We start from the raw sequence: 15,685 nt of genomic DNA, 5'->3' as shown, positions 1-15,685 counted from the left end.
GGCGCCGGTGCCCGCCTTCGTCCTCGACGACCCGACACCGCCGGATCCGCGCCGCCGCTGGGACAGCCTGGACTTCGCGGCGCGGGGTGCCTGCTACGACAACAACGCGGGCGTGCCCGACAGCGCGGCCCAGGTCGCGACCCGCAACGCGGCCTCCGCGACGTACCGGGCCGCCCATCCCGCCGGGCTCGACATCCCCTATGCCGCAGGCGAACGCACGGCCTTCGACCTCTACCCTGCGGCGGACGCGCAGGCCCCCTGTCTCGTCTTCGTCCACGGCGGCTACTGGCAGCGCAACGCCCGGGCCGACTTCGCGTGCTTCGCGGAGGGGATGAACGCGGCCGGCTGGTCGGTGGCGATGCCGGGCTACACTCTGGCGCCCGAGGCGCGCCTCGTCGGCATCGTCGCCGAGATCGGGGCCGCCCTCGACTGGCTCGCCGAACATGGGGCGGCGCGCGGGATCGGCGGACCGATCGTCCTGGCGGGCTGGTCCGCGGGGGCGCAGCTCGCCGCCCTCCACCTCGGGCACCCCGCCGTGACCGCGGTCCTGGCGATCTCCGGCGTCTACGACCTCGCGCCGATCCGCGAGACCTACCTGAACGAGAAGCTCGGGCTGAGCGACGCCGAGATCGAGACCCTGTCGCCCCTGCGGCTGCCGGTCACGCCCAAGCCCATGACGGTCGCCTACGGCAGCCGGGAGCTGCCCGCCCTCGTCCACGACGCGCGCAACCTCCACGCCCTGCGCAGCGCCGCCCACGCGCCGGGCGCGCTGCTGCCGGTGCCGAGCGCCGACCACTTCTCGATCCTCGACGGGTTCCGCCGACCCGAAGGCCCCCTGGTCCGCGCCGCGCAGGATCTTCTCGGAGGCATCCGATGAGCCGCGAGGGCGTCGGGGCGCCCCTGCCCCGCAAGGAAGACGACCGCCTGATGCGCGGGCGCGGCCAGTATGTCGGCGACCTCCGGCTGCCGGGGATGCAGGACGTCGCCTTCGTGCGCAGCCCCCTCGCCCATGCGCGGATCCGCGCCGTCCATGTCCCGGAGGCCTACCGCGACCGCGTCTTCACCGCCGCCGACCTCGACGGGGTGATGCCGATCCGCGCCGTTTCGGGGCTACCGGGCTTCAAGGTCTCCGAGCAGCCGGTGCTGGCCACCGGCAAGGTCCGGCAGGTCGGCGAGCTCGTCGCGATGTGCGTCGCGCCGACCCGCGCCGAGGCCGAGGACATCGCCGCCGCCGTGGTGCTCGACCTGGAGGAGTTGCCCGCCGTCCACGACATGCTGGCCGCGCGCGCGCCGGGCTCCGCTCTCGTCCACGAGCACTGGGGCGACAACGTCTTCCTGGAGACCCTGGTCGATGTCGGCATCGAGAGCGCCCTCGACGCGCCGATCAGGGTCAGCCGCACCATCTCGACGGGGCGCCAGTGCATGGCGCCGATCGAGGGCCGCGGCACCGTGGTGCAGCTCGATCACCGCCTCGACCAGCTCGTCGTCCACACCGCGAGCCAGATGCCGCATATCGTGCGCAACGGCCTCTCCGAATGCCTCGGGATCGAGCAGGGACGCATCCGCATCGTCTCGCCGGATGTCGGCGGCGGCTTCGGCTACAAGGCGATCCTGCTCGCCGAGGACGTGGCCCTCGCCTGGCTCGCGCTCCGCTGCGGCCATCCGGTCCGTTGGCTGGAGGACCGGCGCGAGCACCTGACCGCGAACGCCAATTGCCGCGAGCACCATTACCGCATCACCGCCTACGCGGAGCGGGACGGGACCCTGCGCGGCATCGACTGCGAGGCCACCGTCGATTCCGGCGCCTACTCGGCCTACCCGTTCTCGGCCTGCCTGGAGGCCGCGCAGGTCGCCAGTATTCTGCCGGGTCCCTACGACTTCCCGGCCTATCGCTGCCGGACGTGGTCGGTGGCGACCAACAAGTGCCCGATCCTGCCCTACCGGGGCGTCGCGCGCACCGGCGTCTGCTTCGCCCTTGAACTGGTGCTCGACGCCGTCGCCCGCGCGGCGGGGGTCGCGCCCGAGATTGTACGCGAGAAGAACCTCGTGCGGCCCGAGCAGATGCCGTTCGAGAACATCACGAAGAAGCATTTCGACAGCGGCGACTACCCGGAGGCCCTGGCCCGGGCGCTGAAGGCCGTTGACGTGGAGGCGGTCCGCGCCCGCCAGCGTCAGGGCGAGCCGGACGGGCGCCGGATCGGCCTCGGCCTCGCGATCTACTGCGAGCAGGCCGCGCACGGTACCTCGGTCTACTCGGGCTGGGGGATCCCGATGGTGCCGGGCCACGAGCAGGCCAGCGCCCGCCTGACCCCGGATGGCGGCCTGGAGCTGCGGATCGGCGCCCATTCCCACGGCCAGGGCCTGGAAACGACGCTCGCGCAGGTCGCCCACGAGATCCTGGGCGTCCCGGTGGCGCGCACCCGCCTCGTCCACGGCGACACCGCCATGACCCCCTACTCCACCGGCTCTTGGGGCTCCCGCGTCATGGTGATGGCGGGCGGCGCGGTGGCGGCGGCCTGCGAGGAGCTGCGCGACCGGGCCGTGCGGATCGGCGCCCATCTGCTCCAGTCGCGGCCCGAGGAATGCCGGTTCGAAGGCGGCCACGTCGTCGGCCCCTCGGGCGACGTCCCGCTCGAAGCGATCGCCCGCACCTGGTACCGGCGGCCGCAGGACCTCGCGCCCGACACCGATCCGGGCGGCCTCGAAGTCACCGCCGGCTACAAGCCGGTGCGCGATTCCGGCACCTTCTCCTATGCGGCGCACGCGGCCGTTGTGGCGGTCGATCCCGATCTCGGGGCGGTCGAGATCCTCGACTACGTCATCGTCGAGGACGGCGGGACGCTGGTGAACCCCCTGGTGGTCGACGGCCAGATCTATGGCGGCCTCGCGCAGGGGATCGGCACCGCCCTGTTCGAGGAGATGCGCTTCGACCCCCGCGGCCAGCCGCTCGCCTCGACCTTCGCCGACTATCTCCTGCCCGGCGCCGCCGACGTGCCGATGGCCCGCATCGACCACATGGAGACGCCCTCGCCCTACACGCGCTTCGGCCAGAAGGGCATCGGCGAGGGCGGCGCCATCGCGCCCCCGGCGGCGCTCGCCAACGCCGTCAACGATGCGCTGGCGCCGCTCGGTGTCGAGCTGCTGCATTCGCCCATCACCCCCCGGCGGATCGTCGAGGCGGTGCTCGCCGTCGGGACCCCCGCCGTGACCGCGCGGGAGGCCGCATGAAGCCCGCCGCCTTCGCTTGGGAGCGCCCGGACAGCCTGAAGGCGCTGCTGGCGCGCCTCGCCGAAGCCCCTGCGGGCGTGAAGCTGATCGCGGGGGGCCAGTCCCTCGGACCGATGCTGAACCTGCGCCTCGTCGAGCCCACCCTCATCCTCGACATCACCGGCGTGCCCGAGCTCCGGACCGCGCGGGTCGAGGGCGACACGCTCGTGCTCGGGGCCTGCGTGACCCATGCCGACATCGAGGACGGGCGCGTCCCGGACCTCACCGGCGGCGCGCTGCGGCGGGTCGCGGCCGCGATCGCCTACCGGCCGGTGCGCAACCGCGGCACGGTCGGCGGCAGCCTCGTCCATGCCGACCCGGCCGCCGACTGGGTGAGTGCCCTGACGGCCCTCGGCGCCGAGGTCGAGATCGCGGGGCAGAATGGGCGCCGCACCCTGCCGGTGGAGCGCTTCGTGACCGGAGCCCTCGCGGTCGCGCTCGGCGCGGATGAGATCCTGGTCGCGGTGCGCGTCCCGGCGCTGCCGGCGGGCGCGGCCTGGGGCTACGTCAAGCACTGCGCGAAGATCGGCGAGTTCGCCCACGCCATCGGGGCCGTGCGCCTCGACCCCGGCGCGGGCCGGGGCCGGGCCGTGATCGGCGCGGTCGAGGGGCCGCCCGTGTTCCTGGCCGACGCCCGCCCGCTCTTCGGCGGCCGCATCGGCGCCGACTTCGCCGCGCGGTTCGACCCCGGGGCGGCCGACCAAGCCCTGCGGGACGCCGGGATGGCCGACGCGGTCGAGCGGCACATCCACGTCACGGTCCTGAGCCGCGCCGTGGCCGCAGCGGCCGAGCCCGGTCCCCGATCCAACCCACTTCAGGAGGCCGCATGAGCGCCGCGCTGGCCGAACCCGGGCCGTCCCGCATGGCCCTGGCGCTGACGGTGAACGGCCGCGCCGTGCGGGTCGCGGCCGAGCCGCGCAGCCATCTCGGCGACGTCCTGCGCGACGGGCTCGACCTCACCGGCACGCATCTGGGCTGCGAGCACGGCGTCTGCGGCGCCTGCACGGTCCTGCTCGACGGCGAGCCGGCCCGCGCCTGCCTGACCTTCGCGGGCGCCTGCGCGGGCGCCGCCGTCACGACGATCGAGGGACTCGATACCGACGAGATCGCGGGCGAGCTGCGGGCCGCCTTCAACCGCGAGCACGCACTCCAGTGCGGCTACTGCACGCCCGGGATGCTGGTGGCCGCCCGCGACCTGGTCCTGCGGCTGCCCGAGGCCGACGAGCGGCGGATCCGGGTCGGCCTCTCGGGCAATCTCTGCCGCTGCACCGGCTATGCCGGCATCGTCCGGGCGGTGATGGCGGTGATCGCGGACCGGCGCGGGCGCGGCATCCCGCCCGAGACCGGCGCGGAACGCGCCCTCGGCCAGGTCGGCGCCCGGGTCGGCGCGGCGCTGGTCGCGCCCCTGCACCCGCCGGCGGATCCTGTCGCCCCGGCGGCGCCCGCCACGGTGGCGGACCTGTCCGACGCGTTCGCGCCGGCCCACGGCTTCACGCAGGTCCTCAACTTCGCCCACCCGCCGGAGGCCGTCTTCGCCCTGCTGGGCGATATCGCGGCGGTCGCCGCCTGCCTGCCGGGCGCGGTGCTCACGGCGCGGCCCGCCCCCGACACGGTCGAGGGCGGCCTGCAGGTGCGAATCGGGCCGATCGCCGCGACGTTCCGCGGCCGCGCCCGCCTCGCGCGGGACGAGGCCGCGCGGACCGGCGCGGTCCACGGCGCGGGAACCGACGCGGGCGGCCGCTCGGCCACCGAGGGGCGGATCCGCTACCGGGTCGATGCCGGACCGACGCCCGGCACCGCCCGGGTCGAACTCGACGTCGGCTACACCCTGACCGGGCCGCTGGCGCAGTTCGGGCGCCCCGGCCTCGTGCGCGACCTCGCCGGCCGCATTGCGGCGGACTTCGCCCGCAACCTCGATGCCCGGCTCTCGGGCGCCGCGGCGCCGGCGCCCGCCGGCCTCAACCCGCTTCGCCTGCTCCTCGGCCTCGCCCGCGCGCGCCTCGCGGCGTGGTTCGGCCGCGCCTGATCCCCTCCCGCCTCAATCCACCGGAGACACGCGAATGCTTGGCAGGTTCACCCTCACGACCGCGATCCTGCTGGCGCTGACGGCGACGGGCACCCGGGCGGACGCGATCCGCATCGGCGTCAACGAGCCCCTGACCGGGCCGTTCGCGGCGTCCGGCACCTACGTGGTCAACGGCGCCAAGATCGCCGCCGACGAGATCAACGCCAAGGGCGGCGTCCTCGGGAAGAAAATCGAACTCGTGATCGAGGACAACAAGAGCAACCCGACCGAGGCCGCCGCCGTCGCCGAGAAGCTGATCACCAGCGACAAGACCCCGGTGATGATGGGCGCCTGGGGCTCCAGCCTGACGCTCGCCGTGATGCCCAAGCTCGCGGATTACGAGACGCCGATGCTGGTCGAGACCTCTTCGTCCGGCAAGATCACGACCTCCGGCAACCCGTACGTGTTCCGGATCTCGCCGCCCTCGTCGCTCGAGGCCGAGACCTTCGCGCCGATGATCGGCCGCCTCGGGCTGAAGAAGGTCGACTTCCTGGTCCTCAACAACGATTTCGGCCGCGGCGCCGCGACGGATTTCGGCAGGATGCTCAAGGACAAGGGCGTCGCGGTCGGCCTCGTCGAGACCATGGACCAGGGCGCGCAGGACATGAGCGCCCAGCTCGCCAAGCTGAAGGCGTCGGATGCCGACACGATCATGATCACGAGCTCCGTGGATCAGCTCGTGCTGCTGTTCAAGCAGATGGCGGCGCTCGGTCTGAAGAAGCGGGTGATCACCACCGGCGGATCCCAGAACCCGGACCAGATCATTGCCCAGGCGGGCGCGGCGGCCGACGGCACGATGCACCTCACGACGTTTCTGCCCTGGTCGCCCGACAAGACGCCGGACCCGAAGGCCACCGAGGCCTTCATCGCCGCGTGGAAGAAGCGCGGCTTCGACTTCGCCGGCGTGACCGAGAGCTTCCGCGGCTACGACGGCATCCGCGCGATCGCCCACGCTATCGAGAAGGCCGGATCGGCCGATCCGGCCGCGATCACGAAGGCCTTCTGGTCGGTCGACTTCGTCGGGCTCAACGGGCCGATCCGCTTCGCCAAGGCCGGCCCCGCCGGGAAGGAGAGCGGGCAGAGCAAGCCCGACGTCTACATCATCGAGATCAAGGACGGGAAGGTGATCGTGCCGGCGCTCTGAGCGCCTCCGGACCGGCGCTCTGACGCCGGTCCCTTCACTCGCCCGCCGGCCTCCGGGCCGGGGCGCACCCTCGGAGGCCGCCCGTGAACGAACTGATCCAGCACCTCGTCAACGCGCTTATCCTTGGCGGCACCTACGCGCTGCTGGGGATTGGCCTGACGCTGATCTTCGGGATCATGAACGTCGTGAACTTCACCCACGGCGCGCTCTACACGGTCGGCGCCTACGTGATGTACTTGGCCGTCGCCGCCCTCGGCCTGAACTTCTTCCTGGCGCTCCCGGTGGCGATCCTCGGGGGGCTCCTGCTCGGGGCCGCGATCGAGCTCCTGCTGCTGCGCCCGTTCCGGGGCTCGGACATCGACACCACCATGCTGGTGATGATCGGCGCCGGCATCATCCTGCAATCGGGCACGCTCTGGACTTTCGGCGGCGTCGCCAAGGCGATCCCGTCGCCGTTCCCCGAGGCGCCGCTCCAGATCGGCCCCGTCTCGGTCTCCTGGCTGCGGCTGTTCGTGCTCGGCGCGGCGCTGACCCTGATCGCCCTGACCTACGCGCTGATCAACCGGACCAAGCTCGGGCTCGCCATGCGCGCCGCCTTCCAGGATTCCGACACGGCGGCGCTGATGGGCGTCGACGTCCGCCGGATCTACACCGCGACCTTCGCCCTGGGCTCCTCGCTGGCCGCGGCGGCCGGCGCGCTCCTCGGCCCCGTCTACGTGGTGTTCCCGCAGATGGGCGGCCTCGCCGAGCTCAAGGCCTTCGCCATCGTCATCCTGGGCGGGCTTGGCAACGTCACCGGGGCGGCGATCGGCGGCTTCATCCTGGCGCTCGCCGAGGAGCTGGGCGCCGGCTACGTCTCCTCCGGCTACCGGGACGCCATGGGGTTCCTGATCATCATCGCGGTCCTGCTCTGCAGGCCCACCGGGCTGTTCGCGAAGGCGGAGCGCATCGGATGAACCGGCTCCTTCCGCTCGTGCTGCTGGCCGGCCTCGTCGCCCTGCCCCTGACGCTCGGCGCCAACCCCTACCTCCTCAACGCGCTGATCGTGACCGGCATCCTGACGATCGGCGCCATGAGCCTGAACCTGCTCCTCGGCTTCACCGGGCAGCTCAGCCTCGGCCACATCGCGTTCTTCGGGATCGGCGCCTATGTCAGCGCGCTGACGAGCCTCGGCTTCGACGTGGATCTCGGCTTCGGGATCCGCGCGGTCCACGAGCCCTGGCCGGCGGCGGTCGGCCTCCTGCTGGCGACGGTGGCGGCCGGCGGCTGCGGCTACCTGATCGGGCGGCTCTCCTTCCGGGTCCGGGGCGCCTATTTCGTGATTGTGACGATCTCGTTCGCTGAGGTCGTGCGGCTCGTGGCGCTCAACTGGGTGGAGCTGACGCAGGGGCCACTGGCGCTCACCAACATCCCCGCCATCACCCTCGGCCTGCCAGGCCTCGGGATGTGGACGCTCAAGACCAAACTCCAGAACTACTACCTCGTGCTGGCCGTGGGGACGCTCTGCTACGGCGTGATCGCCCGGCTGGTCGGCGGGCGCTTCGGCCGAGCGATGCGGGGCCTCAAGGAGAATGAGCCGCTGGCGCTCTCGGTCGGCATCAACGCCACCCGCACGCTGACGGTGGCGGCGGTCATCTCGGCCGCGATGGCTGGTGCGGCCGGGAGCCTCTACGCCCATTACCTGCGGATCATCGATCCCGACGTGTTCCTGTTCGCCACCACGGTCAGCATGGTCATCATGGTCGTGGCGGGCGGCAAGGGCACCCTGATGGGGCCGGTCGTCGGCGGCCTGATCTTCGGCCTGCTGCCGGTGGCGCTCCGCCCGGTCATGGCGCCGGAGGCGCAGTGGATCGTCTACGGCCTCGTGCTGATCGTGATCCTGTTCGTGATGCCGCGGGGCATCGTGCCGGGTCTGGCGGCGCTGCTCGGCCGCCGGCCAGCCCCGGCCGCGCCCGTCCTCGAGGTCAATCCGGCGGTGCAGCGATGAGCGCGATCCTCTCGGTCGAGCATGTCGGGGTCCGCTTCGGCGGTCTCGTCGCCATCGCCGACCTGCATTTCGACGTCCACGCAGGCGAGATCGTCAGCCTGATCGGCCCGAACGGAGCCGGTAAGACGACGGCCTTCAACGTGATGACCGGCTTCCTCAAGCCCAGCCAGGGCGACGTTCGCTTCCGCGGCACGTCCCTGCGCGGGCTGGCGCCGCACGCGATCACGCGGCTCGGCCTCGCCCGCACCTTCCAGCGCACCAGCGTCTTCCCGGACGACACGGTGTTCGACAACGTGATGATCGGCCTGCACCAGATGGGCGCCGCGGCGGGCCGCGTGCCGGGTCTCGACGCCCTCCTCGGCCGCGCGGCGGCTGCCGAGCGCGCGGCGCGAGCCCGCGCCGAGGCGCTCCTCGACTGGGTCGGGCTCTCCGCCAGAGCGTACGAGAAGGCCGGCGCCCTGGCCTACGGGGAGCAGCGCCTCGTCGGGGTCGCGCTGGCGCTCGCCACCGAGCCCGCCATGCTGCTCCTCGACGAGCCGGTCTCCGGGATGAACGCCTCCGAGACGAGAGTCTTCGTGCGGCTGATCCGACAGATCCGCGAGCGCGGCGTCACCGTGCTGCTCGTCGAACACGATATGCCGATGGTGATGGAGGTCTCGGACCGCATCGTCGTCCTCAATTACGGCCGCCTCATCGCGGAGGGCCCCCCGGATCGAATCCGCAGCGACCCGGCAGTGATCGAGGCCTATCTCGGCCAGGGCAGCGCCGCCCGGCAGGCCGCCGCCGCGCAGGAGGCGGTCCATGCTTGAGATCCGCGACCTCGTCTGCGGCTACGGCCACGTCACGGCGCTGAAGGGGCTCACGATCGACGTGCGCGAGGGCCAGCTCGTGGCCCTCGTCGGCGCGAACGGCGCCGGCAAATCCACCACGCTCCGGGCGATCTCCGGCCTCGTCCCGCCGCGCTCGGGCGCGATCCGGTTCGCCGGCCGGGACATCGCGGGGGCGGAGCCCCGCCGGATCCTGGCCGCAGGCATCGCCCATTGCCCGGAGGGGCGGCGCGTCTTCCCGCAGATGACGGTCGCCGAGAACCTCGCCATGGGCGCCTATCTGCGCCGCGACCGGGCGGCGGTCGCGGCGGACCTGACGCGCATCTACGGGGAGTTCCCGCGCCTCGCGGAGCGTCGCGACCAGGCGGCTGGCACGCTGTCGGGCGGCGAGCAGCAGATGCTGGCCATCGGCCGGGCGCTGATGGGGCGCCCGAAGCTCGTGTTGTTCGACGAGCCCTCGCTGGGGCTCGCCCCCAACATCGTCGAGCGGATGTTCGCGGTGATCGGGGCGATCCGCGACGCCGGAACGACCGTGCTGCTCGTCGAGCAGAACGCCTTCGCGGCCCTCGAACTCTGCGATTACGCCTACCTGCTCGAGACCGGCCGCATCGTCCTCGAGGGACGCGGGCAGGACCTCATCGCCGATCCCCATGTGCGGGACGCCTATCTCGGTGGCTGAGAGGGATCTGCCAGGGCAGATCCGCCTCGGCCCGATCGACCTTCTCGGCGACCGAGATCTGCTCCCGGTCGCGGTGGACGGCCGCCAGCTGCTGCTCGTGCGGGCCGGCGCGCGGATCGTGGCCGCCGAGCGCGCTTGCCCGCACGAGGGAGCCGACCTGGCTCTCGGTCGGTGCGTCGCGGGACGGCTGCTCTGCCCAAGGCATCTCGCCTCATTTGACCTCCGGGATGGTTCCGTCTCGCAGGGCTGGACGGTTCGGGCCCTTCGCCTCTTCGAGATCGAGACGGCATCGGATGGGTTATGGCTCACGATGAGATGAGGCGTCCCGGGGCGGGCTCTACGACCAAGTCTGCGGTCTGGAAGGAGCAATGGTGTGCTGAAGCTCCGATACCATCGGCAGGCTATGTCGTGAGCTTACGGCCCGCCCACCGCGATCCACAACGGCTACAACAGGTAGTCTCAGCGCCGGGTCTAGCAGCGCCTGTCAACCTGGATCGCTCCGGGCCGTCGTCCCACCCGGATGCCTGATCGTCCGTGAAGCCTACGACGCACAGAGCCTTGGGATCGGCGGAAGAGCCGCACGGAGATCGCTACGTCCCCGTCTACGGCTACCCGGACGATACCCTAGAAGCACAGCCGGATCGCGCATGAGCGGCGCAATCAGATTGAGTGCCTGTTCGGCCGTCCCAAGAACCGGCGACGGGTCGCGACCTACCATGACCGCTTGACCTGCAACTATCTCGCTGCCGTCGCGCTCGTTTCCTGTGTCATCGCGTGGACCCGACTGCGTCCCTTAGCCAGGGCCGCGTCTTGGTAGGCGGCAAATTCCGATGTCGAACCCAACGTGGAGGCGTCGTGCACCATCAGCCTCAAGGCCAGCTGTTACGGCTGACTGGCGGCATGGAAAGTCGGGTTTGCCTCCGCGGAAGCGCAACACCAATGAAAACCGGGCAGGCCGCTTTTGCCTGCCCGGCCCCTTCGATCATGCAGCTCTGACGGTCGCGAGAAAGTTGGCGACCTCGGCACTGAGCTGCTCGGAATGGCGCGAGAGTTCCGTCGATGAGGTCAGAACCTGTGCGGCCGCAGCGCCTGTCTCCTCAGCCGCACCGGCGACACCCTCCACATTGGCCGTAACTTCGCTTGTCCCGACTGCCGCCTTGTTGACGTTCCGGACGATCTCCTGCGTGGCCGCTCCTTGTTGCTCGACCGCCGCCGCGATCGTCGTTGCCACGCGACTGATCTCCTGAATACGCGCCGCAATGCTGCCGATCGCCTGCACCGCCTGGCCGGTCGCCCCCTGGATCTTGCCTATCTGGCCGCCGATCTCCTCGGTCGCACGGGCCGTCTGGCTCGCGAGTTCCTTGACCTCGGCGGCCACGACCGCGAAGCCTTTACCCGCATCCCCGGCACGGGCCGCTTCGATCGTCGCGTTGAGGGCGAGCAGATTGGTCTGTCCGGCAATATTGGAGATCATGCCGACGACGTCGCCGACGCGCGCCGCAATGTCAGTGAGTTCGCGGACCAGCGCTTCGGTCTGGCTCGCTTCGTTCGCAGCCTCGCGAGCCAGAGTCGCGGAGCTGCCCGCCTGCTGGCCGATCTCGTGGACGGAGCATCCGAGCTGTTCGGCGGCGGCCGCGACGGTATTCACGTTTGCGGCCGCCTCGCGGACCGCGCCCGCTGCCGTTCCCGATTGGCTTGCCGTCTCTGCTGCGGTGCTTGCCATCGCGCCGGCCGTGGCCTGAAGCTCGGTGGCCGAGGCCGAGACAGCCTCGACAATGCCACCGACGGCGGCTTCGAAGGCCTGAGCCATATCGTGAAGCGTATGCCGCCGTTGCTCTTCGAGCTTGAGGCGTTCCGTTTCGGTGACGGCGGCCCGCTGCTCCGCTTCTTCCTGAGTCAGGATCCGAATCTGGTCCACAGCACGGGCGATATCGCCGATTTCATCGACGCGCTCCGAACCGGGAATCGTCTCCGTAGTACGGCCCTGAGCCATGTCGCGCAGAGCCTGGGTCAGCCGCTTGATCGGAGTGGTGATGCTCGTCGAGAACGCGAACATGATGGCGATGCCGACAGCGGTGACGAGACCTCCGACCAAAAGCTGCATGAGCAGGTCCCGATGGCTCCGATCCGCCATCGCCGCGCTCAGGTTTGCCGCATCCGCCATCACCAAAGCGCGTGGGACGGCGATGAGGACGGACCATGTCTCGCCGGTACGGCCGAGCGTGATCGGGGTGACGACACGGATCTCGTCCAGAGCGGGATCCTGGCCGACGAAGCTCGCACCGGTGCGCAACTGGTCGGCATAGTTTTGCCACGTCCCATCGACCTTGCTCAACGCGGAGCCAATCCCCTCGGGATGCCGGCTGGAGGCGATGACAAGACCGGTCTGCGAAACGATCGCGACCGAGCCCTTGCCTTCGTAAAGGGCTCCGTTCACCCCTTCGACGGCCTTCTGAACGAAGGCGAGATCGAAGTCCGCTCCTGCTACGCCGAGAAATCGGCCGTCCACCATGATCGGCACGGAGATCGTGGCGAGGTATACGGGTTTGCCCTGCACGATGTAGGGAAGCGGTGCCAGCATGCTCTCGCGGCCGGTCCGCTTCGGACCGATGTACCAGCCGCCCTTCGCGACACCGTTGGCATGCTGCTCCTCGCTGTCGTATTCGACAAGCGGCTGCAGGGCGATCTTCCCATCGGCAGTCCGGGTCCAGTAGGGCAAGGCGCGGCCGGTGTGATCGGAACCAAGCTCCCTGCGATCGCTGTAAGCCTCGTCGGCGCCGTCTATCGCGTTGGGCTCCCAGGCGCTGTAGGCGCCGTTGAAATCGGGATTGCGCTGCAGAACGCCGAGAAGGAAATCGTTGAGCTGCAGGCGACGGACGGCCTCGCGCGACGCGCTCTTCTTTCCGGCCGCGACAATGGCCATCATGCCGGCGGAATTCCGTGCGGCGTTGAACGCGAAGTCCAGCTTGCTCCGGATCGTGGAGGCTTGGTTGGCTGCCAGCCCCTGGATATTCTCCTTGCTCTTGCGCTCGAGGATTTCTTCGGTCGATTTCGAGACGAGGGCACTCGTGCTCGACGAGGCGTAGAGCCCATATCCGACCAAGCTCGCCGTGGTCAGTGTCACGCACAGACCTGAGACGGCAATCATCTTGATTTTGATTGAGCGCAGCGCGTGGCTCTTGCGCGCAGATGGAGCGGCCGTGTTCTGCATAATCAACTCCAGGACGCACCAGCATGCAGCAAGGCCGGGCAATCATCCAGGCGTCGCAAATTTAGGATCGCGTTGGCTGCCGGTGCGAATGAATTGATTTCGTCGCGGTCAACCTAAAGCCAGGTTAACGCTACCCCCATACCAAAGCATTGGATGGCGCCGTAGAAATTGTCAGGCGCCTTTGATCGAGATCAATGCAGCCTCTTTGGCGGCAACAGGGATAAGGCAGCCCGATCGACCGGAGAGACGGCGACGTTCTGAGACCGGGATATTCGACAACGTTGTATCGGAACTCATAATTTCAGAACCGAGAATTCGGCTGCGCACCGTAAACGATGACAGGAAAGGCATCTTTCGCGATCGGGGCGGTGCGCGAAACCGCTCACCGACCAGCCGCTCTTCCCGGATGGCGGATGGAGGCGTTGACGGATCAAGCCCATCAATTCGCCGCAGCCGCGTCACGTCGTGGTGCAGCAGAGATCTCGGCCGCGGATCAGGATCGATAGACGACGGGAGTCTTCGAGGTTTCAGCGCCGAGGCCCGCGGCCATGCCCTCGAAACGCGCAACCACCTGCAGCCCGGCCCAGAGTTCGACGATACCGTCCGCGACGAGCTCGCTTGCCATGACCCGGGCTTCCGCTTCGCAGGATGCCTCCAGGGGGACCATCCCGAGCACACGCCCGTTCGGAGCGACGAAGAAGGCCCTGTACGCCACCGGTGCTGCGGCCGGTACCGGTGCAGAGGTCGGAATGCCTGTCGAAGCCTGGTACATCGGTTAGTCCCTCAAGCCATGCGGAATGATGGGGGCGGCGAACTCGCTTTCGGCCGAGGCCGATGGTGCGCCCGCCGAGCGCGGACGGGTCGTAAGCGGGCCCGCCGTCGGTGCTTTGATCCAGGTCAGAGATCGCGGAGCCTGCATCACGCCGCCGGTCACGCGCGGCGATCCGGGCGCCTGTCACAGGTCGAAGAAACCGGGGCCGTGAGCGAGGCGGGTCCGGTGACCTGCCCCGCCGCGTGATGAGGGTGGCCCGCGCCGGCGATACGAGGAGCCCATCGCGGGCCAGGGGCGATCCGGATCTCGGACTCGTCGCCCGGATCGCGCGGCTCCGGCCGCGTCCGCCGCTGCAGGCGGCCTGCGGAGAGCGCTGTTCAGCGCCTACGGGAGCGGGCCGATGAGGCGCTTGGCATCCGTGAGGATGTTCTCGCACGCGCGTTGGTTACCCTCGCGATCCTCGTCCAGCGCCTCTCGGATGAGAAGCCTGGCCGCCGCGACGCTCTCGCGGGTGGGCGTGGTCTGCCCGCTGCTCGGCTGAACCGGCAGGACGCGAGGGAGGGCCTTGAGCGAGCCGGTGGTCAGGGTGTGTCCGGGTTCGAGACCCGCGACCCGCACCGCACCGACGCTGTCGAGGCGCCGCTGGAGGGCGCCGATCTGCTGGGTGCAAGAGGACGCGAGGACCGGGAGAGCCGAGCAACTCAGCAGGGCGCCGGCGACGACGAGGGACGAGACACGCATATCATGGTTTCCTTGGCAGTCGGGCAGGTAGTGACCGTACCGGACGGCTCGTTTTGCGCTGCAACGAGGAGCTAGGCCTTGCGCTGGATCAAGGCATTCCGGTCGCCCGCCATCCGATCCTGATCGGCCCCGCCGGCCCGTCGGCCGGCCCCGTCGAAGCCCGCCCGGGGATCGTCCGGTGCAGGTCGTCCTGAGAGGCGCTCGTATGGCCCCCGCGGCGATCACGCGGGCTCTCGGAGTCAGCTCGGCCGCGAGGCACGGTCCAGAGGATTGATCGCGATCAATGCCGGCCTTGTCCGCAGGAGACAGACGAGACAGCGCGATCACCGGTCGCCGATCCGATACCGCAGAGGTCGCAGAGCGCGCCTGCCGTCGGACGCCACGACGTCAGGGGTAACCTTCGCATGCGCCTCACCTCGATCGCGGATCTTCAACGCCCTTCCTCGCGGAGCCGCAGCCCGGTCGATGGCGACTACCGGAGCTATTTCGAGGCGGCCGTGGCACGCCTGCACGGCGAGCGGCGGTATCGTGTGTTTGCGGATATCGAGCGGATTTCGGGGCGGTTTCCGACGGCCAAGTGGCGCCAGCCCGACGGCAGGACGGCCGAGATCACGGTGTGGTGCTCGAACGACTATCTCGGCATGGGCCAGCACAAGGAGGTGGTGGCCGCCCTGACCGAGACCGCCGCCCGCTGCGGCGTCGGCGCGGGCGGCACCCGCAACATCGCCGGCAACACCTCGCCGCTGGTCGACCTGGAGCGCGAACTCGCCGACCTGCACGGCAAGGAGGCGGGTCTGGTCTTCACCTCGGGCTACGTGTCGAACCAGGCCGGCATCTCGACCATCGCCAAGCTGATCCCGGATTGCCTGATCCTGTCGGATGCCTTCAACCACAACTCGATGATCGAGGGTGTGCGCCATTCCGGCTGCGCGAAGAAGATCTTCCGCCACAACGATCTCCAGCACCTGGAGGACCTGCTCCGGGAGGCCGGC

At 70.1% G+C, this 15,685-nt stretch carries 15 protein-coding genes and 1 pseudogene; 12 read left to right on the top strand and 4 right to left on the bottom strand.

Going from position 1 to position 15,685, the window contains the following annotated elements:
* Positions 1-7 precede the first annotated feature (7 nt).
* The 9 genes from BLT59_RS20420 to BLT59_RS20380 all read left to right on the top strand — a co-directional run bounded on the left by BLT59_RS20420 (position 8) and on the right by BLT59_RS20380 (position 9,969).
* Positions 8-877 carry an alpha/beta hydrolase gene (locus BLT59_RS20420; RefSeq protein WP_091784887.1) on the top strand — a complete coding sequence of 290 codons (870 nt, stop codon included), beginning with the start codon at positions 8-10 and terminating at the stop codon, positions 875-877.
* Positions 874-3,228: a xanthine dehydrogenase family protein molybdopterin-binding subunit gene (locus BLT59_RS20415; protein ID WP_091784603.1), complete on the top strand. Its 2,355-nt coding sequence runs from the start codon at positions 874-876 to the stop codon at positions 3,226-3,228. Before BLT59_RS20420 ends, BLT59_RS20415 begins: the two co-directional genes overlap by 4 nt.
* The gene (locus tag BLT59_RS20410) at positions 3,225-4,097 is read left to right on the top strand and encodes an FAD binding domain-containing protein (protein WP_091784600.1); all 873 of its coding nucleotides are present in this window, start codon (positions 3,225-3,227) and stop codon (positions 4,095-4,097) included. Before BLT59_RS20415 ends, BLT59_RS20410 begins: the two co-directional genes overlap by 4 nt.
* Positions 4,094-5,293: a xanthine dehydrogenase family Fe-S subunit gene (locus tag BLT59_RS20405; RefSeq protein WP_091784597.1), complete on the top strand. Its 1,200-nt coding sequence runs from the start codon at positions 4,094-4,096 to the stop codon at positions 5,291-5,293. The genes BLT59_RS20410 and BLT59_RS20405 overlap by 4 nt, the downstream gene beginning before the upstream one ends.
* A gap of 34 nt (positions 5,294-5,327) precedes the next feature.
* Positions 5,328-6,476 carry an ABC transporter substrate-binding protein gene (locus BLT59_RS20400; protein WP_091784594.1) on the top strand — a complete coding sequence of 383 codons (1,149 nt, stop codon included), beginning with the start codon at positions 5,328-5,330 and terminating at the stop codon, positions 6,474-6,476.
* A gap of 83 nt (positions 6,477-6,559) precedes the next feature.
* Positions 6,560-7,432 carry a branched-chain amino acid ABC transporter permease gene (locus BLT59_RS20395; RefSeq protein ID WP_091784592.1) on the top strand — a complete coding sequence of 291 codons (873 nt, stop codon included), beginning with the start codon at positions 6,560-6,562 and terminating at the stop codon, positions 7,430-7,432.
* Positions 7,429-8,463, top strand: coding sequence for a branched-chain amino acid ABC transporter permease (locus tag BLT59_RS20390; protein WP_091784589.1), 1,035 nt, complete (start codon positions 7,429-7,431; stop codon positions 8,461-8,463). Before BLT59_RS20395 ends, BLT59_RS20390 begins: the two co-directional genes overlap by 4 nt.
* Entirely contained in the window at positions 8,460-9,272 is an 813-nt protein-coding gene (locus tag BLT59_RS20385) for an ABC transporter ATP-binding protein (RefSeq protein ID WP_091784586.1), read from the top strand. The genes BLT59_RS20390 and BLT59_RS20385 overlap by 4 nt, the downstream gene beginning before the upstream one ends.
* Complete coding sequence (locus BLT59_RS20380; RefSeq protein WP_012329573.1) at positions 9,265-9,969, top strand: ABC transporter ATP-binding protein; 705 nt, start codon at positions 9,265-9,267, stop codon at positions 9,967-9,969. The genes BLT59_RS20385 and BLT59_RS20380 overlap by 8 nt, the downstream gene beginning before the upstream one ends.
* Here BLT59_RS20380 and BLT59_RS31900 read toward each other — a convergent pair.
* The gene (locus BLT59_RS31900) at positions 9,926-10,174 is read right to left on the bottom strand and encodes a hypothetical protein (RefSeq protein WP_244514085.1); all 249 of its coding nucleotides are present in this window, start codon (positions 10,172-10,174) and stop codon (positions 9,926-9,928) included. The genes BLT59_RS20380 and BLT59_RS31900 overlap by 44 nt on opposite strands.
* On the opposite strand from BLT59_RS31900, the gene BLT59_RS20375 reads away from it, so the two are divergent.
* Positions 10,067-10,288: a Rieske (2Fe-2S) protein gene (locus tag BLT59_RS20375; RefSeq protein WP_244514080.1), complete on the top strand. Its 222-nt coding sequence runs from the start codon at positions 10,067-10,069 to the stop codon at positions 10,286-10,288. The two genes, BLT59_RS31900 and BLT59_RS20375, sit on opposite strands and share 108 nt — an antisense overlap.
* 336 nt (positions 10,289-10,624) lie before the next feature.
* A pseudogene (locus BLT59_RS32270) lies at positions 10,625-10,786 on the top strand (hypothetical protein); the annotation flags it as partial.
* A gap of 165 nt (positions 10,787-10,951) precedes the next feature.
* Here BLT59_RS32270 and BLT59_RS20365 read toward each other — a convergent pair.
* The 3 genes from BLT59_RS20365 to BLT59_RS20355 all read right to left on the bottom strand — a co-directional run bounded on the left by BLT59_RS20365 (position 10,952) and on the right by BLT59_RS20355 (position 14,693).
* Positions 10,952-13,180 carry a methyl-accepting chemotaxis protein gene (locus BLT59_RS20365; RefSeq protein ID WP_091784578.1) on the bottom strand — a complete coding sequence of 743 codons (2,229 nt, stop codon included), beginning with the start codon at positions 13,178-13,180 and terminating at the stop codon, positions 10,952-10,954.
* Positions 13,181-13,673: 493 nt separating this feature from the next.
* Entirely contained in the window at positions 13,674-13,952 is a 279-nt protein-coding gene (locus BLT59_RS20360) for a hypothetical protein (protein ID WP_139174077.1), read from the bottom strand.
* A 384-nt stretch (positions 13,953-14,336) separates the two neighbouring features.
* Positions 14,337-14,693, bottom strand: coding sequence for a hypothetical protein (locus BLT59_RS20355; RefSeq protein ID WP_091784571.1), 357 nt, complete (start codon positions 14,691-14,693; stop codon positions 14,337-14,339).
* Positions 14,694-15,097: 404 nt separating this feature from the next.
* Between BLT59_RS20355 and BLT59_RS20350 the strand changes: the two genes are divergently transcribed.
* Positions 15,098-15,685 (top strand): aminotransferase class I/II-fold pyridoxal phosphate-dependent enzyme (locus tag BLT59_RS20350; RefSeq protein ID WP_244514069.1); only part of this gene is annotated, 588 nt, incomplete at its 3' end.

The sequence above is a fragment of the Methylobacterium sp. UNC378MF genome, from assembly GCF_900103195.1.
In the GTDB taxonomy this organism is placed as follows: Bacteria; Pseudomonadota; Alphaproteobacteria; order Rhizobiales; family Beijerinckiaceae; genus Methylobacterium.
The sequence above is the reverse complement of the archived record's forward strand: the minus strand, read 5'-3'. Positions and strand labels throughout refer to the sequence as shown.